At 37.6% G+C, this 17,015-nt stretch carries 17 protein-coding genes; 5 read left to right on the top strand and 12 right to left on the bottom strand.

Features of this window, described 5'->3' with window-relative positions:
• Positions 1-56: 56 nt before the first annotated feature.
• A complete protein-coding gene (locus ACWPW6_RS06090) occupies positions 57-1,163 on the top strand; it encodes a porin (protein WP_247047984.1) in 1,107 nt (368 codons plus the stop codon).
• A 65-nt stretch (positions 1,164-1,228) separates the two neighbouring features.
• Here ACWPW6_RS06090 and ACWPW6_RS06085 read toward each other — a convergent pair whose 3' ends face one another.
• From ACWPW6_RS06085 to ACWPW6_RS06065, 5 genes are read right to left on the bottom strand one after another with little or no spacing between them, the layout of a single operon-like run.
• The gene (locus ACWPW6_RS06085; RefSeq protein WP_250000220.1) at positions 1,229-1,651 is read right to left on the bottom strand and encodes an NUDIX domain-containing protein; all 423 of its coding nucleotides are present in this window, start codon (positions 1,649-1,651) and stop codon (positions 1,229-1,231) included.
• 15 nt (positions 1,652-1,666) lie between these two features.
• Positions 1,667-2,926 carry an adenylosuccinate synthetase gene (locus tag ACWPW6_RS06080; RefSeq protein ID WP_250000218.1) on the bottom strand — a complete coding sequence of 420 codons (1,260 nt, stop codon included), beginning with the start codon at positions 2,924-2,926 and terminating at the stop codon, positions 1,667-1,669.
• A gap of 16 nt (positions 2,927-2,942) precedes the next feature.
• A complete protein-coding gene (locus ACWPW6_RS06075) occupies positions 2,943-3,596 on the bottom strand; it encodes an HAD family hydrolase (protein ID WP_154624036.1) in 654 nt (217 codons plus the stop codon).
• A 9-nt stretch (positions 3,597-3,605) separates the two neighbouring features.
• Positions 3,606-4,700, bottom strand: coding sequence for a phosphoribosyltransferase family protein (locus tag ACWPW6_RS06070; protein WP_250000216.1), 1,095 nt, complete (start codon positions 4,698-4,700; stop codon positions 3,606-3,608).
• A gap of 11 nt (positions 4,701-4,711) precedes the next feature.
• Complete coding sequence (locus ACWPW6_RS06065) at positions 4,712-5,497, bottom strand: HisA/HisF-related TIM barrel protein (RefSeq protein ID WP_154624034.1); 786 nt, start codon at positions 5,495-5,497, stop codon at positions 4,712-4,714.
• A gap of 342 nt (positions 5,498-5,839) precedes the next feature.
• Between ACWPW6_RS06065 and clcA the strand changes: the two genes are divergently transcribed.
• Positions 5,840-7,246, top strand: coding sequence for a H(+)/Cl(-) exchange transporter ClcA (clcA, locus tag ACWPW6_RS06060; protein WP_250000215.1), 1,407 nt, complete (start codon positions 5,840-5,842; stop codon positions 7,244-7,246).
• A 48-nt stretch (positions 7,247-7,294) separates the two neighbouring features.
• Here clcA and tehB read toward each other — a convergent pair whose 3' ends face one another.
• The 5 genes from tehB to ACWPW6_RS06035 form a co-directional block, all read right to left on the bottom strand.
• On the bottom strand, positions 7,295-8,182 hold the full coding sequence (gene tehB / locus ACWPW6_RS06055) for an SAM-dependent methyltransferase TehB (RefSeq protein ID WP_154624032.1): 888 nt from the start codon (positions 8,180-8,182) through the stop codon (positions 7,295-7,297).
• A 114-nt stretch (positions 8,183-8,296) separates the two neighbouring features.
• Entirely contained in the window at positions 8,297-9,376 is a 1,080-nt protein-coding gene (locus tag ACWPW6_RS06050; protein ID WP_154624031.1) for a linear amide C-N hydrolase, read from the bottom strand.
• A gap of 354 nt (positions 9,377-9,730) precedes the next feature.
• Positions 9,731-10,537 (bottom strand): topoisomerase IV, encoded by an 807-nt coding sequence (locus tag ACWPW6_RS06045; RefSeq protein ID WP_250000213.1) that lies wholly within the window; start codon positions 10,535-10,537, stop codon positions 9,731-9,733.
• A 202-nt stretch (positions 10,538-10,739) separates the two neighbouring features.
• Positions 10,740-11,318: a YceI family protein gene (locus ACWPW6_RS06040; protein WP_154622050.1), complete on the bottom strand. Its 579-nt coding sequence runs from the start codon at positions 11,316-11,318 to the stop codon at positions 10,740-10,742.
• Positions 11,319-11,332: 14 nt separating this feature from the next.
• Positions 11,333-11,890, bottom strand: coding sequence for a cytochrome b (locus ACWPW6_RS06035; RefSeq protein WP_154622051.1), 558 nt, complete (start codon positions 11,888-11,890; stop codon positions 11,333-11,335).
• 396 nt (positions 11,891-12,286) lie between these two features.
• Between ACWPW6_RS06035 and ACWPW6_RS06030 the strand changes: the two genes are divergently transcribed.
• Positions 12,287-12,925, top strand: a complete 639-nt coding sequence (locus ACWPW6_RS06030; protein ID WP_154635592.1) for a glutathione S-transferase family protein — start codon at positions 12,287-12,289, stop codon at positions 12,923-12,925.
• 136 nt (positions 12,926-13,061) lie between these two features.
• On the opposite strand, the gene ACWPW6_RS06025 is transcribed toward ACWPW6_RS06030, so the two are convergent.
• Positions 13,062-13,679 (bottom strand): malonate decarboxylase holo-ACP synthase, encoded by a 618-nt coding sequence (locus tag ACWPW6_RS06025; RefSeq protein WP_250000211.1) that lies wholly within the window; start codon positions 13,677-13,679, stop codon positions 13,062-13,064.
• Positions 13,680-13,895: 216 nt separating this feature from the next.
• Here ACWPW6_RS06025 and ACWPW6_RS06020 point away from each other — a divergent pair, with 216 nt between their 5' ends.
• A complete protein-coding gene (locus ACWPW6_RS06020) occupies positions 13,896-14,864 on the top strand; it encodes an FUSC family protein (RefSeq protein WP_250000209.1) in 969 nt (322 codons plus the stop codon).
• Between the two features lie 193 nt (positions 14,865-15,057).
• Positions 15,058-15,699 carry an NAD(P)-dependent oxidoreductase gene (locus ACWPW6_RS06015; protein WP_247047246.1) on the top strand — a complete coding sequence of 214 codons (642 nt, stop codon included), beginning with the start codon at positions 15,058-15,060 and terminating at the stop codon, positions 15,697-15,699.
• A gap of 49 nt (positions 15,700-15,748) precedes the next feature.
• Here ACWPW6_RS06015 and ACWPW6_RS06010 read toward each other — a convergent pair whose 3' ends face one another.
• The gene (locus ACWPW6_RS06010) at positions 15,749-16,861 is read right to left on the bottom strand and encodes a class II histone deacetylase (protein ID WP_250000207.1); all 1,113 of its coding nucleotides are present in this window, start codon (positions 16,859-16,861) and stop codon (positions 15,749-15,751) included.
• Between the last annotated feature and the right edge of the window lie 154 nt (positions 16,862-17,015).

Here is a 17,015-nt window from a genome sequence, read left to right as displayed (position 1 = left end):
AACTTGTTAGATAGGCAAAATTTCACTTATATAGTTATTGGGTCAAAGGATTAGTCATGAAAAAAAATAATATTATTACGATAGCGATCCCAGCGTTATTCGCTGCTGGTGTTGCTGGTGTTGCTAATGCCGCTGAAGTCTATAATAAAGATGGCAATAAGCTTGATGTGTATGGTCAAATTGACGTTCGACACTATTTTGCAGATGCTAAAAGTGGTGAAGATGGGGATGATTCACGCGTTCGTTTAGGCTTTAAAGGTGATACTCAAATTACTGACCAACTCATTGGTTTTGGCCGTTTCGAATGGGAAACAACAACTCATAAAGCGGAATCGGATAACGAAAACCAGAATCGATTGGCTTATGCAGGATTGAAATTTGCCGACTTTGGTTCTGTGGACTATGGCCGCAATTATGGTGTGATCTATGATACGAATGCTTGGACCGATGTATTACCTCTGTGGGGAGCAGATACTATGGACCAAGAAGACACATATATGATGAGTCGTAACCGTAATTTATTAACTTATCGCAATAATAATGCATTTGGTTATATTGATGGTCTGAGTTTTGCTCTGCAATATCAAGGTAAAAATGGTGACCAAAACAAATCAACTGGCGACAGCTCATTAGATAATAATGGTGATGGTTACGGTTTTTCTACAGCCTATGAACTAGGTTGGGGTATATCTATCGGTGGGGGTTATTCGAACTCATCACGTACGCCAAGTCAAAAAAATGGTTCTGTCGGGGCAACGGGTAAACGTGCTGAAGCATGGAATATTGGTAGTAAATTAGAGCTTGATGAACTCTATTTAGCTGCAATGTATGGTCAAACCCTAAATACAACTCGCTTTGGTGGTGATGATTCTGAATCTATCGCAAATAAAACAGAGAACTTAGAAGTTGTTGCATTGTATTCATTCGATTTCGGTTTAACCCCTTCTCTTGGTTACAACCAATCTAAAGGTAAAAATCTCGGCACCTACGGTAGTCAAGATTTGGTGAAATATATTGCAGTTGGTGCTGCTTATGATTTCAACAAAAATATGACCGCTGTTATTGATTACAAAATCAATTTATTAAAAGATAAAGAATTTACTCGTGATTATGAGATCAATACTGATAATGTACTTGGCTTAGGTCTCATCTACCAGTTTTAAATTAAATAATTCACCCCCATTTTGATAATCATTATGGGGTGAATTCACAAGACTTCGGATTTTTATTAACGACAATCTATTGTTAATGGTGTATCCAAAATAATTTTTTGGTCCTGAGATAATGGAATTAACCAAGCTAAATTAGCAATTTTGTTTTTTGGTAATGACGCCGTGTGATGAACACTGACTTCTTCCTTCTCAACTGTCTTAACCTGAGTAAATTGTTCACTATAAGTAGAAAACATATATATACGATATTTATCAGGATTTGTAAGAATTAAAAAACATCGCCAATCGGATACGGCTGTCATTACCCCTGTTTCTTCCAAAAATTCGCGCCTCATAGCCTCCTCTGGGGTTTCTCCTTGATGTATTTTTCCGCCTACACCATTAAACTTCCCTTTTTGCCATTCTGGTTGACGTTTTTTTATCAGCACAACCTGAGTTGCATCTGGTGAATACATAAAACCAGTTACATAATTTATCATAATTTTCTTCTTAACTTAATGACAAATAATTGTTTTATCTCTATCGGCCCCATACGAAATGTAACGAATTTTTTTATTTGTATGCTCTTCAATAAATGATAAAAATAAACGTAATTCTACAGGCAATTCTAATCGGCTATGATAGTTCCCCTTTAATTGAGGCCAACCACGAAATGTATAATATATTGGTGTCACCTCTGATAAATTTAATAAAGCCGCTTCACAAGTAATAGGCTTATCTTTTTTCATATAATTTATAGCAATTTTAATTTCATCTACATTTGCTAATACATCCACATTTGTTATCGCTAATTCTGTTACACCATTAAGCTCAATAGCCTGTTTGATTAAATTCAGATCTAACCATCCGCAACGCCTTGGCCTCCCTGAAACCGTACCATACTCATTTCCACGTTCACGAATATTAATTGCTGCATCATCATGTAATTCGGTTGGGAATGGGCCATTACCAACTCTGATCATATAAGCTTTCATTACTCCTAAAACATGAATCGGTGAAGCAGGTATACCGATAATAGAAAAGCAACTTTGCACCAATGTTTGATAAGCAACGGTATAAGGATAGGAACCAAATGCATTATCCAAAAAGGTCGCTTGAGATGTTTCAAGCAAAACATCCTTATTATCTCCAAGCAATTGACGTATTTTTTTATCCGTAAAAGCAAGGTAAGGTTTAATATACTGACATTGTTCATATAAGCGTTCTACAACATCTTCAAACTCTAGCGTTAATGTGTCATTAAATACATATGTGATCTGTTTTTCCCTTAAATCCCACAGGAAAGCTAATTTTTCACGAAGTTTTATTTTATCAAGCGCATCATAGAGACGAATGCCATGCCGATTGGCTTTATCTTCAAAGCATGCACCGATCCCAAGCCCTACAGAACCAATCTTGCGACTTCCTTTGAATTTTTCGGATGCTTGATTCAATGAAGCATGAATCGGTAATACAATATGACATCGATAATCAATATAAATGGAGATATCTTGTCTAATTTGCTTAAGACGCTCTATTTCGCTAATTAAAATTTCAAGACTGATTAGTGCCCCTTGGCAAATATACATATTTCCTTGATATAAGGTAGCGGGTAGCTGTGAAAATGACAGTCGTTGATTTTTTACTTGTACACAATGACCAGCATTGGCGCCGCCATTAAACCTTGCGATATGTTTTATTTTTCCCGCAAGATAATCAACAAACTTGCCTTTGCCTTCATCCCCAAACTGTAACCCAACCACTGAATACAACATTTATCCTCCTATCTATTTAAACAATATCTTCTGCTAACATTGCAGCTCCTAAAAGCGAATCAACAAGATAGGCTCCTGTCTTAGCTAAATTCTCAGCGCAATGAGTCCCACCAGTATAAAGAATCGCTTTAGCTCCTACTTCAAAAGCAGATAATGCATCATCTGCGGCATCACCAACCACAACACACCGTGATGGTAAAATATTTAATTTTTTTATATGCAATGAAAGTTGTTCGGATTTTCCCTTTTTTAATAAAGGTAATGTCCGCCCTTCCACTAAATTAAAATATGAAGATACCTGTGTATCAAAAATACTTTGGTTAAGTTCGTCTTGTTCCATTAAAGAACAAACTGATTGAGTGAACTTATTTTTATTTCTATATTGTAATGCTTCAATAGCCCCTCTAGATAAATAGGCCGTTCTAACATTGGGTTTATAATATTGGTTAAATACATCACCTATTGTTTGCCATTCCGATTTAGTCGGTTCTCTCCCCATCACATTATGATAAAAAATGTTCACCGGAACAGAGTAGTTCTCTCGATATTCATGTAAGCTTAACTCTTTAAAGCCTAACTGATTAAATACTTTATTTGCTGCAAGAAGAGAGATATGAACATCGTCTAAAAGCGTACCATTCCAATCCCATATTACATGTGACTTCCCCATAATTGTCCTTTATTGGTTATTGTTCATGAAAAGTTCAAACTTGCTTTTCAGGTTTAATAAATACTTTTCTTCTGGAAGTATTTTTTCTAATAGCGAAATAATCGTCAGCGAATAATCCATCCAGTCGGCTGTTGTGATACGTGCCGCTTCCGTATGATATTTTTCTTTTTTCCTTAACAAATTTATTAATTCAAAATGTCGAAAACACCAAGGCGAAAGCTCAGTTAGCGTTTTAGGATTAAAGATATTCTCTGGATGCTGATAGACTTTTTTTCTAAAAAATTTTTCCCAATGTAACTCTGTTGCGAAAGTTGAAATATCATTCATCGTGACTTGTTTGAGATATTTTTTAGCATGACTCAGGGTTCGCCCACTTCCACAATTATCATCCACTAAGAGTATCTTACCTGCCCCTTCCCAACTACGATAAAAGGGTATTTTCTTGTTTATATTAACCTCATCATAATGAGATAGCTTAATTATTCCTAAAGGCTTTTTTAAATAGCAAGATATGAGCGCAGAGCACCCTACTCCCCCTAATGCAATACCAACGATATAATCATATTGTTCAGTTAACCATAATGCAGATGTTAATGAAATAAAATGATTATCTCCCTCTATTTGTTCTCTTGGATACTTTAACCCTAAATTTGAATTTATACTGAGACTCTCCATTTCACCTAGATATTTAGGTAAATCAGTTCCCATGATGAAATTTATAATCACTGTCGCACACCAATCAATTGCTTTTATATATCCGTTAATAACATCCCTATCCTCATCATTATTACCAATAATAAAGTCTAACATTCTTAGCAATTTAGAAAACATATGGTCAGCAATGACATACTTTATGACCTTCTCAGATTCAATATCTGGGACCATTAAATATTGATTTTTCAATTCCATTAATTGATAAATAATTTGATTACAATTCAATTTTTGATAATAAACTTCTCCTCGGCTATTAATGACACCATTTTCATAATAAAATAACTTTGGTAAATATCGATATGCTTTATAAAAGCGAGCATTAGTTACAGGAGAAATCAAACTGCCTAATAAGCTAATATTTTCCGCACTAACAGAAAATAACTGACTCATAAATAAGCTCTCTATTCAATATCGTGACTCTTGGTAGCCAATAATGCATTAGGTAAATCTATTAAGCCTATATGAAGCGCTTGACCAAGGATGACTCCTTCAATACCTTGCCTACGCATAGTCGATAATTTTTTAATATCATCAAGTGAAGCCACACCACCACCAGCGATAATCGGAGAAGCCGTTTTATTACAAACTTGCTGTAATAAATCAAAATTAGGAGAGGAAAGCATCCCACCTCTGTCAACGTCGGTTACAACATAACGTTGACAGCCTATTTTGTTCAGCCTTTCTAAAACGGGCCATAGCATTTTATTGATGATATTCCACCCTCGGCTTGTAAGATAATATTGTCCTTCTATTTGTTTAACATCCAATGCTATTGCGATCTTGTCGCCATATTCCATAAGCACCTTTTCGCACCAAGCTACATTTTCCAGCGCTGCCGTACCGATATTCACTCTTTGGCAACCTAAATTAAGTGCTCGAGATAATGTTTCATCGTCACGTATCCCCCCACAAATTTGCACTTGCGCATTCGCTTTAACAACGGCTTCCTTAATGGATTGATAATTGTCACCTTTACCAGCAGCCGCATCCAAATCAACCATATGAACGTATTTGGCGCCAGCATTTTGCCAGCGATTAACGACTTCAACTGGGGTTCCAAGGATCTTGTTATCAACTTGTGCTTTATTATAGTGTTTACCCTGCGTTATTTTAATTGCAGTCTGAGAAACCATTGCATAGCCAGATACAATATCGATTGAAGGATAAATATCTAAAAATTTAAGCATCGTTAAACCTAATTATTCGTCACTAACGGAGCTAAATATTAGCTTACTGATTATTTAAGTCACAATCTCAATAAAAATTAGAGCATTACTTATTATTATTACGCTTAAATAGCTTAAAGCACCCTCTATAAATAATTAGCTATTAATCTTCATAATTTTTTCCTTAATCATTCATAACTCATCATTATCCAATAGTTTAAATTAGAAAAATTTCGTTTAGTTTACGTTATCTTTTAAATAAAATACCTAACAATAAATTTATGGTATGGTTTAGCGAACTTACTGTTGTGCTAAAATAATCACTATTTGTTACTCATTACCAATATAGAGAGTCATAAAAAGATGTCCGAACAAAGTCCCATTAGCCAATCTGCAATGAAATATCGTTTTGGAATACTCAGACGATTGAAAGAGTCTAATAAGACACCAGTGACGATTCTACTTTTAGCCGCAGTCATTGGCGCATTTGTGGGCCTTATTGGTTCTTTGTTTGAATTAGGTACAACTTGGGTAAGCAACTACAGAAGTAGCACTGTTGGTGAACTGGTCACTGATAAATGGCTAATAATTCCAGCCATGTTTGCTGTATCTGCCATATTAGCGATGGTGGGATACTATTTAGTGAAAAAAATATCTCCGGAGTCTGGAGGCTCAGGTATCCCAGAAATCGAAGGGGCTTTGCAAGATTTACGCCCAGTCCGTTGGTGGAGAGTGATCCCCGTTAAATTTTTTGGTGGACTAGGGGCTTTAGGTTCCGGAATGGTACTGGGCCGCGAAGGCCCTACCGTACAACTGGGGGCTAATATAAGCCAAATGTTTTATGATATTTTTCGCGTTAAAAATAATGAGTCACGTCACACCCTATTAGCCGCAGGCGCAGCAGCTGGTTTATCAACAGCCTTTAATGCACCGCTTGCTGGTATTTTATTTGTCATTGAAGAAATGCGCCCACAATTTAAATACAGCCTGATCTCCATCAAAGCTGTCTTTATTGGCTCAATCACGTCTACGATTGTCTACCAGTTAATCAGTGGCCAAGCAGCGATTCTAAACATCGGACAATTTTCATCTGCCCCGCTAAACACGCTATGGCTTTATTTAGTCTTAGGGCTGTTGTTTGGTGTCGTGGGTATTTGTTTTAATAATTTTTTACTCTACCTGCAAACTAAGTTTCTCGCCTTCTATCAAAATAAAGTATCCCGCTTTGTATTAATGGGGGGGTTAATTGGTGGTAGCTGTGGTGCTATTGGCGTTTACACGCCTGAAATTGTGGGTGGAGGCTTTTCAATGATCCATCAGATGATGGCGGGAAGCTTTACAATCTCCCTTTTAATTCTATTTTTTGCTTTACGCTTTCTAACATCAACGATCAGTTTTAGTTCTGGAGCCCCAGGAGGCATTTTTTCACCCTTACTCGCATTAGGCACACTTTTTGGTGGGATCTATGGTTACTGTGTTTTAGAAATTTTTCCTGATTATCAAATTGAAATAGGGACTTTTGCTATTGCGGGTATGGGTGCATTATTTGCAGCAACCGTTAGGGCACCATTAACAGGGCTAGTTCTTGTCCTTGAAATGACCAGTAATTATCAACTGATTTTACCGATGATTATTACTTGTTTAGGTGCAACTATGGTCGCACAACTACTCGGCGGTAGACCGCTTTATTCTGTTTTATTAGAAAGAACATTACAACGAAGTGCAGCAGAAAAATCAGAAGAGCAAACAAAAACGGTAAATCAAGCCTAACTCATTGGCGGGATGGTATACATCCCGCCATCATTAACCAATAAGCACTTATTTCTTTTTCGCGATTAAGGTAGCGAAATTGAGTTTAATACGCTGACCTTGTGCATCAGTTCTATGAAGATGACCTGGATCCTCATTATATTTTAGAATTTCCCAATCTTTATAATATCCGCTTAATTCCCCTGCTTTAAGAAAACATTTAAATGGAACTAAGTCTAAAGGTGCGTTCGGTGTTTCTACTGCACAGACAATGACATTAATACCGCCAGGTAATGTGTGAGCTTGCATATCGGCAATAATATCGGCTATGTTTTCACGCTGTAAAAACATTAAAACGACGGTTGAAACAATTAAGTCATAATCACCTTTGATTTGGTGGCTATTGATATCATAAATTGCGGTTTTAATGTTTTCTATACCCGCTTGTTTTTTCACAAAATCAATAGCTTGAATATGCTGTGGATTAATATCTACCGCAGTGACATCATAACCTTGCAGTGCAAGATAAAAACTATTACGACCTCTTCCTGAACCTAAGTCTAATGTTTTGCATGGTTGAGATAGCTTATTTTCACATAAAAATCTGACTTCAGAATGTGGGATAGTTAATCCGTGTTCTTTATAGAATTTAATGTCAGGATGGCACAAGAAAGAGAGTTGGCATTGCATATCATCACTACAGGATGAAATTCGATGCCAAACTTGTGGTTCAATTACGGGAGGTTGATTATCAACATCAAATGTGAATTTTTGCTCACTCCCATCATCAGCAAAAATAACAAAATCAAGAGAACCTTTTAGTACTTTCAGTTGCGCGTAAGTCTCTTCTTTTGTGTTGTGGCGCTCTTGGAACATGAGAGGCAGAGAAGCTTTATCCCATACCGGCATGGTTTTATAACAAACTAACTCGCTCATATCATCACCTTTAAGTTGCATATTAAATACATCTTATAGTGTTATTCGATTACCTGCAAAGGTTTCATAAGGTGATAATAGATAGCTTGATCAAAATCAACCTTCAGGACTCCCAGAAGGTTGATGACGATAAATTTAATAACCGAGTTGTTTCGCTGATAACCCTAAAAATTCAAAAGGCTTGCTATCCACATATTCATTGGTCGCATCACCTGAAAAAATATTGCTCTGCTCAACGCCAAGACTTAATTTTTTCACCTTGCCTGTTTCTGCTGAGAAATCAATTTTTTTAAGGTCGGTCCAGAATATATTTGGGGTTAATGCTGACTCAAAGAAATATAATTGACGCTTATGGTCAACCAGCGTTCTCCAGCGTGTCGATGAAATTTCAGGGGAGTTTTCAGTCGTTAATCCATATGGAACTGACACATTACGGATCACCCCAAACACGCTTGCTACAGCCTTATTAGGCGTGGTTTGTTGTGGGATAGCATTCACATAAAACTGTGCGCGTGCAAACCTATCTGCTGAACGGTTTGTGCCGGGTAGCATCACCGTACCACCAATGCCCTGCCAATATTCCTGCATAGCTAACTGTTTTTCATAGGTAGGAGAGTTGGTCATAACTTGGTAATTACGGCTATGATGAATAACTTGTTTACCATCAATGTACTCAATAATCGCGCTATCACCACTTGCATCAGACAAGGATAAATGTAATGTCGCCAAGCGATCCTGCCCTGGTACATTATCTGTCATGACTAATAATGGCGTTTTTTCCAATGCAGCGACTGCTTCAGCAACCGTAGCATAGTTATCTAGCATATATTGAGCCCATAATGAGATCGATAATGCCGGTTGTTTATCATTTGCTTGCGGATATTTTGATTCAGCTAACCATAATAAGTTAGCCACTAAACCTTTTTCATTAACCCCGTCTGTCGTTGAAATATCATAACCTGACGCGATCACGCTGCCATACTTTGATTTCCATTTGAGGGAGTTAGGTCCGGCAATACCATCCCTATCCATACCTCGTGGGAGGATCCATAAATTGGTTCCAATATCATATTTCCAATCCATCGTTCTAGCGGTCATGGTCTGCTGATCCTCACCCAAATAAACCACTCGAGTACAAGCTTGAGTCACGACTGAGGGAACATAAACCGCAGCCGCAGTGAGTAAGGCGACCATGCTTTTCTTAACAAATGACATCTTTCCTCCTAGATACAAAGACTTACCGCCGATAGATTTTAAACATATCATAGCCAAAAAATTGATGGATCAAATAAATAAAATATATCAACTGAACTCAATAACAATATTCACAAACTTAATGAATATAAAATGACACTCTGACGTTAAAAGTATAGAAGAATTACCGCGTAATCACACGGTTGATTCATCATTTGAAACACACAATAACAATTACATGCTATTTAGTCGCGGAAGTTAATTATGATGAGTGAGAAATATTTTCGGATAGAAAAAAGCATGCTAGAGAAGATAAATTGGTTGAAAACGCAATATCCCATCATTTTTTCATGGGATATTGCAATCCATAATCAACTAATTAGCGGCTGAAAATAGCGCTCGTAAAAAAGCAGCTTTTTTCTGATTGTCAGGTATAGCGAGAATTTGGTCGTAAAAACTCATCGTTATACGACAAGTCACTGCTGGCTGCTGTTTCGCTTTATCTAAATTTTCAAGCAATAATGTTTGATCGCCATATTTTGCAACAAGCTTTTTCTGAATGCCGTCCAAAATTGCAGCTTGTTCTTCACGTGAGACCATTGGCTGTTTGATGCCTGATTCAGTTGAAAGTAATAAATCATTAGTTGCTTCCAACTGTTTAAACAATACCGCGTGACTTTTTGCTGGGGGAATTATCGCTGCCGAATCCCGTAAATATGGAAATAGAGAGTAGAAACATGTTTTCCCTGAAGGGTCAGTTTCTAACAACACATTCAAATAATCATTTACTTTACTCGTAAAGTTGATAACTGATTTATCTGAAGCATAAGGTATACGCTCAATAACTAACTGCATGACACTGCCAACGATCTGGTCAAATATATGGCGAGTCAGTAATTCATTCGATGGCTCATAGTCACGAACAATTTGTTCAAAACTTGAATACGCTTCTGGGCTTAATTTTTTAATTGTGCCAATGACAGGCATTTGTTTTTCAAGCTTAGCTAATGCCTCTACTTGAACAGTGCTTAATGGTGCCTCTAAAGAAGTTGTCTGAGCTTCAGCATCCGTTTGCGTCGATAATGTATTATTATCTTTACCTAACCAATAAAAACCGAGCGCAAATGCAATAAAAATAATAACAACAATCAATGCTGTTTTGCGTGAACTATTTGTCTTCAAGGGCCCCTACCTTTATAACAGTGCCTATAAATAAATAACCTTAATTGACTTATCTAAAATATTATTTTTTAAGTCAATTAATTATTAATACATTCTACCCCTTTATAAAGTGAATTAGCTATAGGAAAAAAGGAAATTACCTAGCTAAAAAAAAGCGCCCAGTGACAAAAGGACACTGAGCGCTTTTTAGCTGAAAAATTAATTACTTGTCTTGTACGCCCTCTACTGAAATCAGTAGTTCAGCTTCTTGGGACTTAGGTCCTAAATCAGATTTAATGTTAAAGTCTTTCAGCTTAATATTGCCTTGTGCTTCAAAACCTGCACGATATCCACCCCATGGGTCTTTACCTTCACCCATCAATTTTGCATCTAATGTAATGGGCTTCGTAACACCATTTAATGTGAAGTCGCCGGTGATCTTGTAAACATCACCTTCTTTCTTCACTTCAGTAGAAACAAATTTTGCTTCTGGGTATTTAGAGGCATTCAAGAAATCACCACTACGTAAGTGTTTATCACGTTCTGCATGGTTGGTATCGATACTGCCTGTTTTAATTGTTACTTCGACTTTATCTTTTGATGGGTCTTTCGCATCATAAGTAAAACTACCATCAAAATCCTTAAAGCTACCATATACCCAGCTATAGCCTAAATGTTGGATACGGAATTCGATAAATGCGTGCTGACCTTGCTTATCAAATTTATAGGTTTCCGCTAATGCAGAACCCGCTGTTAAAAATAATGCACCTGTTGCCAGACCAAGAACCGTTTTCTTCAACATAATTATCTCCACGTTTATTTATCGGGATTAAAACCCAACATTCTTTTTAAAGTAATATCACGGTCAAAAAAGTGATGCTTAAATGCCGCAAAAGCATGTAAAACTGATAACAAAACAACTGCCCAAGCTAAATATAGATGAATTTCACCCGCGGTATCGGCTTGCGTTGCCGCCCCAGTAAATAAAGCCGGCACATCAAACCAACCAAACACACTTATTGGTTGACCATCCGCTGTAGAAATTAAATATCCACTTATCAAAATGCTAAACAAGATGATATAAATCAAAATTTGAGCAGTTGCAGAACTTATTTTGGTTAAACGGCTATAACTCTCAAGAGGTTTAGGTGGGGGAGAAATAAAACGCCAAACCACACGAAATGCCATAACAATAAATAATAAAATACCTATACTTTTATGAATTTCAGGTGCTTGATGATACCAGCTATCATAATAACCGAGAGTCACCATCCATAAACCCAATGCAAACATTCCATATACAACAATTGCAACTAACCAATGTATGAGCAGCGATAAATGCCCATAGCGAGTGGTACTATTTTTCCATTGCATAATTAATAACCCTACAAATTAAAAGGCGATCACTTTTTAATAACCTACTGTAATCATAAGGGGATTTAAAAATTATTCCTATCCCTAACTTAAACAAATATTTTGTTGAAGATATTCAAATACTATCAACATAATCATTGTTTTCTAAAAAAACATTTTTTGTCTAGCCTAAATAATTAATGTAAATAAAATTAACTTCAGTTTATGTAAATAATAGAAACCATTTATTTAATTACTCGTATCTAAGGTGACTTTTTTATTATAATTTTAATTCATAGCATATACTTTTAATATATAAGACTACTGTATTTATCTTTCTTTAAATTTTTTAACATGCTAATTTTAGGAGCCTTCTTAATTTCTATGACTCTTCGCTGATCATCCGGTAGGTATATTATGTATAAACTTTGGATTGCTAATAAAAATTATTCTTCGTGGTCACTCCGACCCTGGGTATTACTCAAAACTTTAGGTATCCCTTTCGAAGAAAACCTTTGCTATTTTGACATTGGAAGCGGTCACAATAGCTATGACAAATTTAAAGCATTCTCTCCCTCAGGCCTCGTCCCCTGCCTTATTGATGGAAAACAAACAGTTTGGGATTCCCTAGCGATTTGCGAATATGTGTATGAAGCGTATCCACAAGTATGGCCTAAAGATAAACACGCGCGGGCATGGGCGCGCAGTGCGAGTGCGGAAATGCATTCTGGATTTACCACCCTTCGTAAAGAATGCGCAATGAATCTTTCTCATCATGCCCCATTAGAAAAAATTTCCCGAGAACTACAAACAGATCTCAAGCGTCTCCAACAATTATGGCAAGAAGGCCTCACAACCTTTGGTGGACCGTGGCTAGCCGGAGATCAATTTACTGCCGTAGATGCCTTTTATGCACCCGTTGCGTTTAGAATTCGCAGTTATCAATTACCGATCAGCAATGCTGCTCAGCAATGGGTTGACCGTATGGTCGCATTATCGGCGATGCAAGAATGGCTTCAAGCGGGATTAGCTGAACCTTTTGTAGAACATCTATGATACGTGCGTTTGGGCTGAAAACAGCCCAACTCACGACTTTCTATCGATTAGAAAAAAATCATCTGTACGAACATCAAAATTAATTTTTGCGCAACACGAACAAATAACAAGCATAATCAGTCTGTTATGCCATCAATTACAAATTTTCATCCCATGGGTCCGCCGTTATGACTGCTCCTCGCGGTGTATGGAGTGTCACCTGTTCATTTTTAAACCATTCCGCTAATGAGAAGCCACCTTTTGGCGTTTCAATATGAATATCAATCCGACATAAAGGTGTATTCGCTTTAATCGCGAACTCAGCAAAATCTTCTTTTTTATGGCGTGTAGGACAACGGATTAATACGTCAAGATCACAATCGGCAAGCATGCTTTGGATGTCAGTCACTAATGTATAAGCACAGCTTCCGGTCACAGCCCACGCCCACGGCCAATTATGCTGTGAAAGTAATAACAGTACTTGTACAGGCGGTAATGCGATAAACATAGAACGTTGCAATTCACGGGAATTCGCAACTAATGATTCTACATTCATAATGTGAGTAATAGCTGACTTATCAATTTGCGTGATAAAGCGCTGACCCGGCTTTATTCCTCGAATTCCCACTGAAAGTTTTTCTTGAGCCGTTGCCTCTCTACGCACAACCAATGGTAGTTGCTTATTCCATTGAGAAATAACCCATTCAGGCAGTAATTCCTTCGGCAAATCATCAAGGCTACTGATCCAGACAAAATCATGGGGATTCACTTGCATCACTTATTCCTTATTTTCATTATAACGACATGCTCTGCCATTATTATGCATTTTTTAGCATGCAAAAAATACCGTTAGCTTTATTTTGGCTGAAGTTTGCCTTTTGTCTGTGAATTCAAATGGATTGATTGATAGACAGCGTTTAACTAAGATCTGTGTTAGTATAAATTACCTTAATAAATAATAACTTACACTGCAAATTGTGAGCATCTTTTTATGAGAAAAATACCAGCGATTCATGACGGTCTCATGTTTAGTGGCTGTATGCTATTAAGTGCAGCAGTCGCTTTTACTATTATGGATGTGCAAGCTTCTATGTGGGCCGCTTTCTCAACCTTATATGCATTTAACCTTTTTAATGCCGCGAAAGAGTACAAGAACTATTTCTATACCGCTTTTTGGCTTGCCATGATCATGGCTGCGATTTTTATCGGGGATACATTACGGTTAGGCACAGGTTTTTATATTTATCTCGCCATTTTTTCATTTATTTATTACCAGTTGTATGGCACGGATCCTGTGATGGATTTGACCATGAAATTTATGATTATCATGTCAACCATCGGCACTATTTTACCTGATATTTCAAAAAGCCTTGCGCTTGGTTTTTTAATCGGTAGTAGCGTCACTCTAATGACTTGTTATCTCTTAAGCCAAAAGATGCATCGTCACACTATTCTAACGGGCAGCCTTGTTGAACAAAACCTATTCACACTACGTAAGTATATCATTCCTAGATCAATGACTTACGCGATAGGTTTATTGCTTTCGTTAGCCATACCACGAATGTTAGATCTGGGCCATTTCTATTGGACGTTACTCACCTTTGTATTTGTTTTACATCCAAAATCACAAAGTATTATTCATATAACACTTCAGCGTGTAGCGGGAAGTTTACTTTCAGTTATTTTACTTTATTTTTTATTCAATACACCGCTAATGCCCTATATCGGCCTAATTTCCATCGTTGTTTTTGCATTTCTAATGCCGATGAGCTTCCATCACGGCTATACTTTTATGACTTTTATTGTAACCAGTTTAATTCTTTCGGTTCTCGAACAAGTCATCTATTGGCGGCATCCTGCATACGTGCTGCTCTTTGATAGAGTATTAGAAACCGCGCTAGGTGGTGCCATCGCCATTATCACGAGTATCGTCTTAAAACTATTTCGAGATGCCAAATAATGCGTTGCAAGACGGTCCGATTGCAACGCAATGAGATGCAAAGCGGCTCGTAATGTTCAGTAAATTGATAAGGGAATACCACTATAGTCATACAGAATGAGATATACTCAAAGAAAGCTACGTAGAAAATCTGTATCAATTATGGTTATAAAATGACTATAACTCATATTGTCAATCAATTGCGGGGCAAAAGATGAAAATATCAATTATTGGAGCAACAGGTTTTGTTGGTAAGCCATTGGTTGAAGAAGCACTGCTACGCCAACACCAAGTGACTGCCATTTCACGTCACAGTAATAGACTTCCACAACATGCCCATTTGATAACCTCTTCAGGTGACATTACTGATATTTCATGGCTAACAGCCCGACTGAAAGGACAAGATATTGTGATCAGTGCTTTTAATGGTGGCTGGCAAAATCCTAATCTATACCAAGATACCGTGATAGGTAATCAAGCTATTTTACAAGCGGTCAAGCTATCCGGTATCAAGCGATTAATTGTTGTTGGCGGTGCCGGCAGTTTAGAGATAGCCCCCGGTATAGAATTGATTGATTCTCCCGATTTTCCTGAGGAAATTAAACCTGGTGCACAGGCTGTAAGAGAATTTAAGCAGGTACTACAGAATACGCCGGAACTGGATTGGACCTTTGTGTCTCCCGCGGCCATATTAGAATCAGGAGAGCGTACTCAAACATTTAGGCTTGCAGGTAACCAGTTGCTCATGAATGGTCATGTTCCAGCCAAAATTTCCGTTGAAGATCTGGCTGTTGCTATTCTTGATGAAGCAGAAAAGCCACAGTTTATTCATAAACAATTTACCGTCGCTTATTAATAAATAGGGGCTTTGCATCACATTAGCAAACAGCCCCTATCGAATAAGATTACAAACCAAATTTTTCTTTTAGTTTATCTAATTGTTGCTGTTGAAAGCGTTCAAATTCATCCCTTGGCTGCTGAAGAGCAATAAAATCTAATAGCGGGTCAATCACCTCAGTACGGACGCCACTCATCTCTTCTATGACAGCTAAGCCACAAAATGGTACGTAAGCTTCTGAATAACCGCCTTCATGAACAATAACCAATTTTCCATCACACAGCCTATCCGCGGCATCCATCACAAGCTGTGTCATTTCTCGAAAGCTTTCACTATGAAGTTGCATTCTTGCTAACGGGTCCATTGCATTGGCATCATAACCACTGGCAACAATGATCAGTTCAGGCTTAAAGCGTTCTAAAGCAGGTATAACGATTTGCTTCATTGCATAAATATAGCTATTGTGGCCTGCCCCCGCTAACAATGGGATATTCAAATTGAATCCTTCGCCTTCACCAACCCCAATATCATCTTCACCGCTATATCCCGGAGGGAAACATCCATCTTGATGTAGCGAAATCGCTAATACATCGGCGCGATCCCAAAAAATATGCTGGGTCCCATTACCGTGGTGAACATCCCAATCAATCACAGCAACGCGTTCTATGTTAAAACGCTCTTTTGCATATTCAATTGCCAAGGGAATATTGGCAAGAAAACAGAAGCCCATTGATTCATCAGGTAGACAATGATGCCCCGGTGGACGAGAAAGGCTATAAGCATTATCCAACTCACCTTTCAGTACAGCTTCAACGGCTGCACAGGCTAACCCCACTGACAGTTTAGCGATTTCATAGCTTCCTGGACCTAATGGAGCCTCTTTACCCAATAAGCCACCGCCGTTATCACTCACCTGTTTGAAACGCGTTAAATATTCTTGAGGATGGATTTTGAGTAGGGTCTCTTCGCTCGCTGGCTCCGCAGAAGACAAAATAAGAGAGCGGCTTAGCCCTGAGACATCCATCAAGCTTTTTAGACGCCTTTTGGTTTCCGGTGATTCAGCATGAGAAGCGCCTGACGGAGGCTGAACCCAACCACCAACAGGCAATGTGGTTGCATGCAAACCAGTACTATGCCAAAAACAATGCTCATCAAAGAAAAAACCTGTTTTGCGCTTCATTCACACCTCACTCATTGTGTTTTTGTTTACACAAAATTAACACAACGGAAACATTCGAACAGATTAATATATTAATAATGTGATTGACATTACAGTTCAGATTCAACCATTGACATGCTTTATAACTGATTCAATAAGAAAAAATCATTTATTA

Source organism: Providencia sp. Marseille-Q8014 (assembly GCF_965112055.1).
Note: the sequence above shows the minus strand (reverse complement) of the source record. Positions and strands in the feature narration are given on the sequence as shown.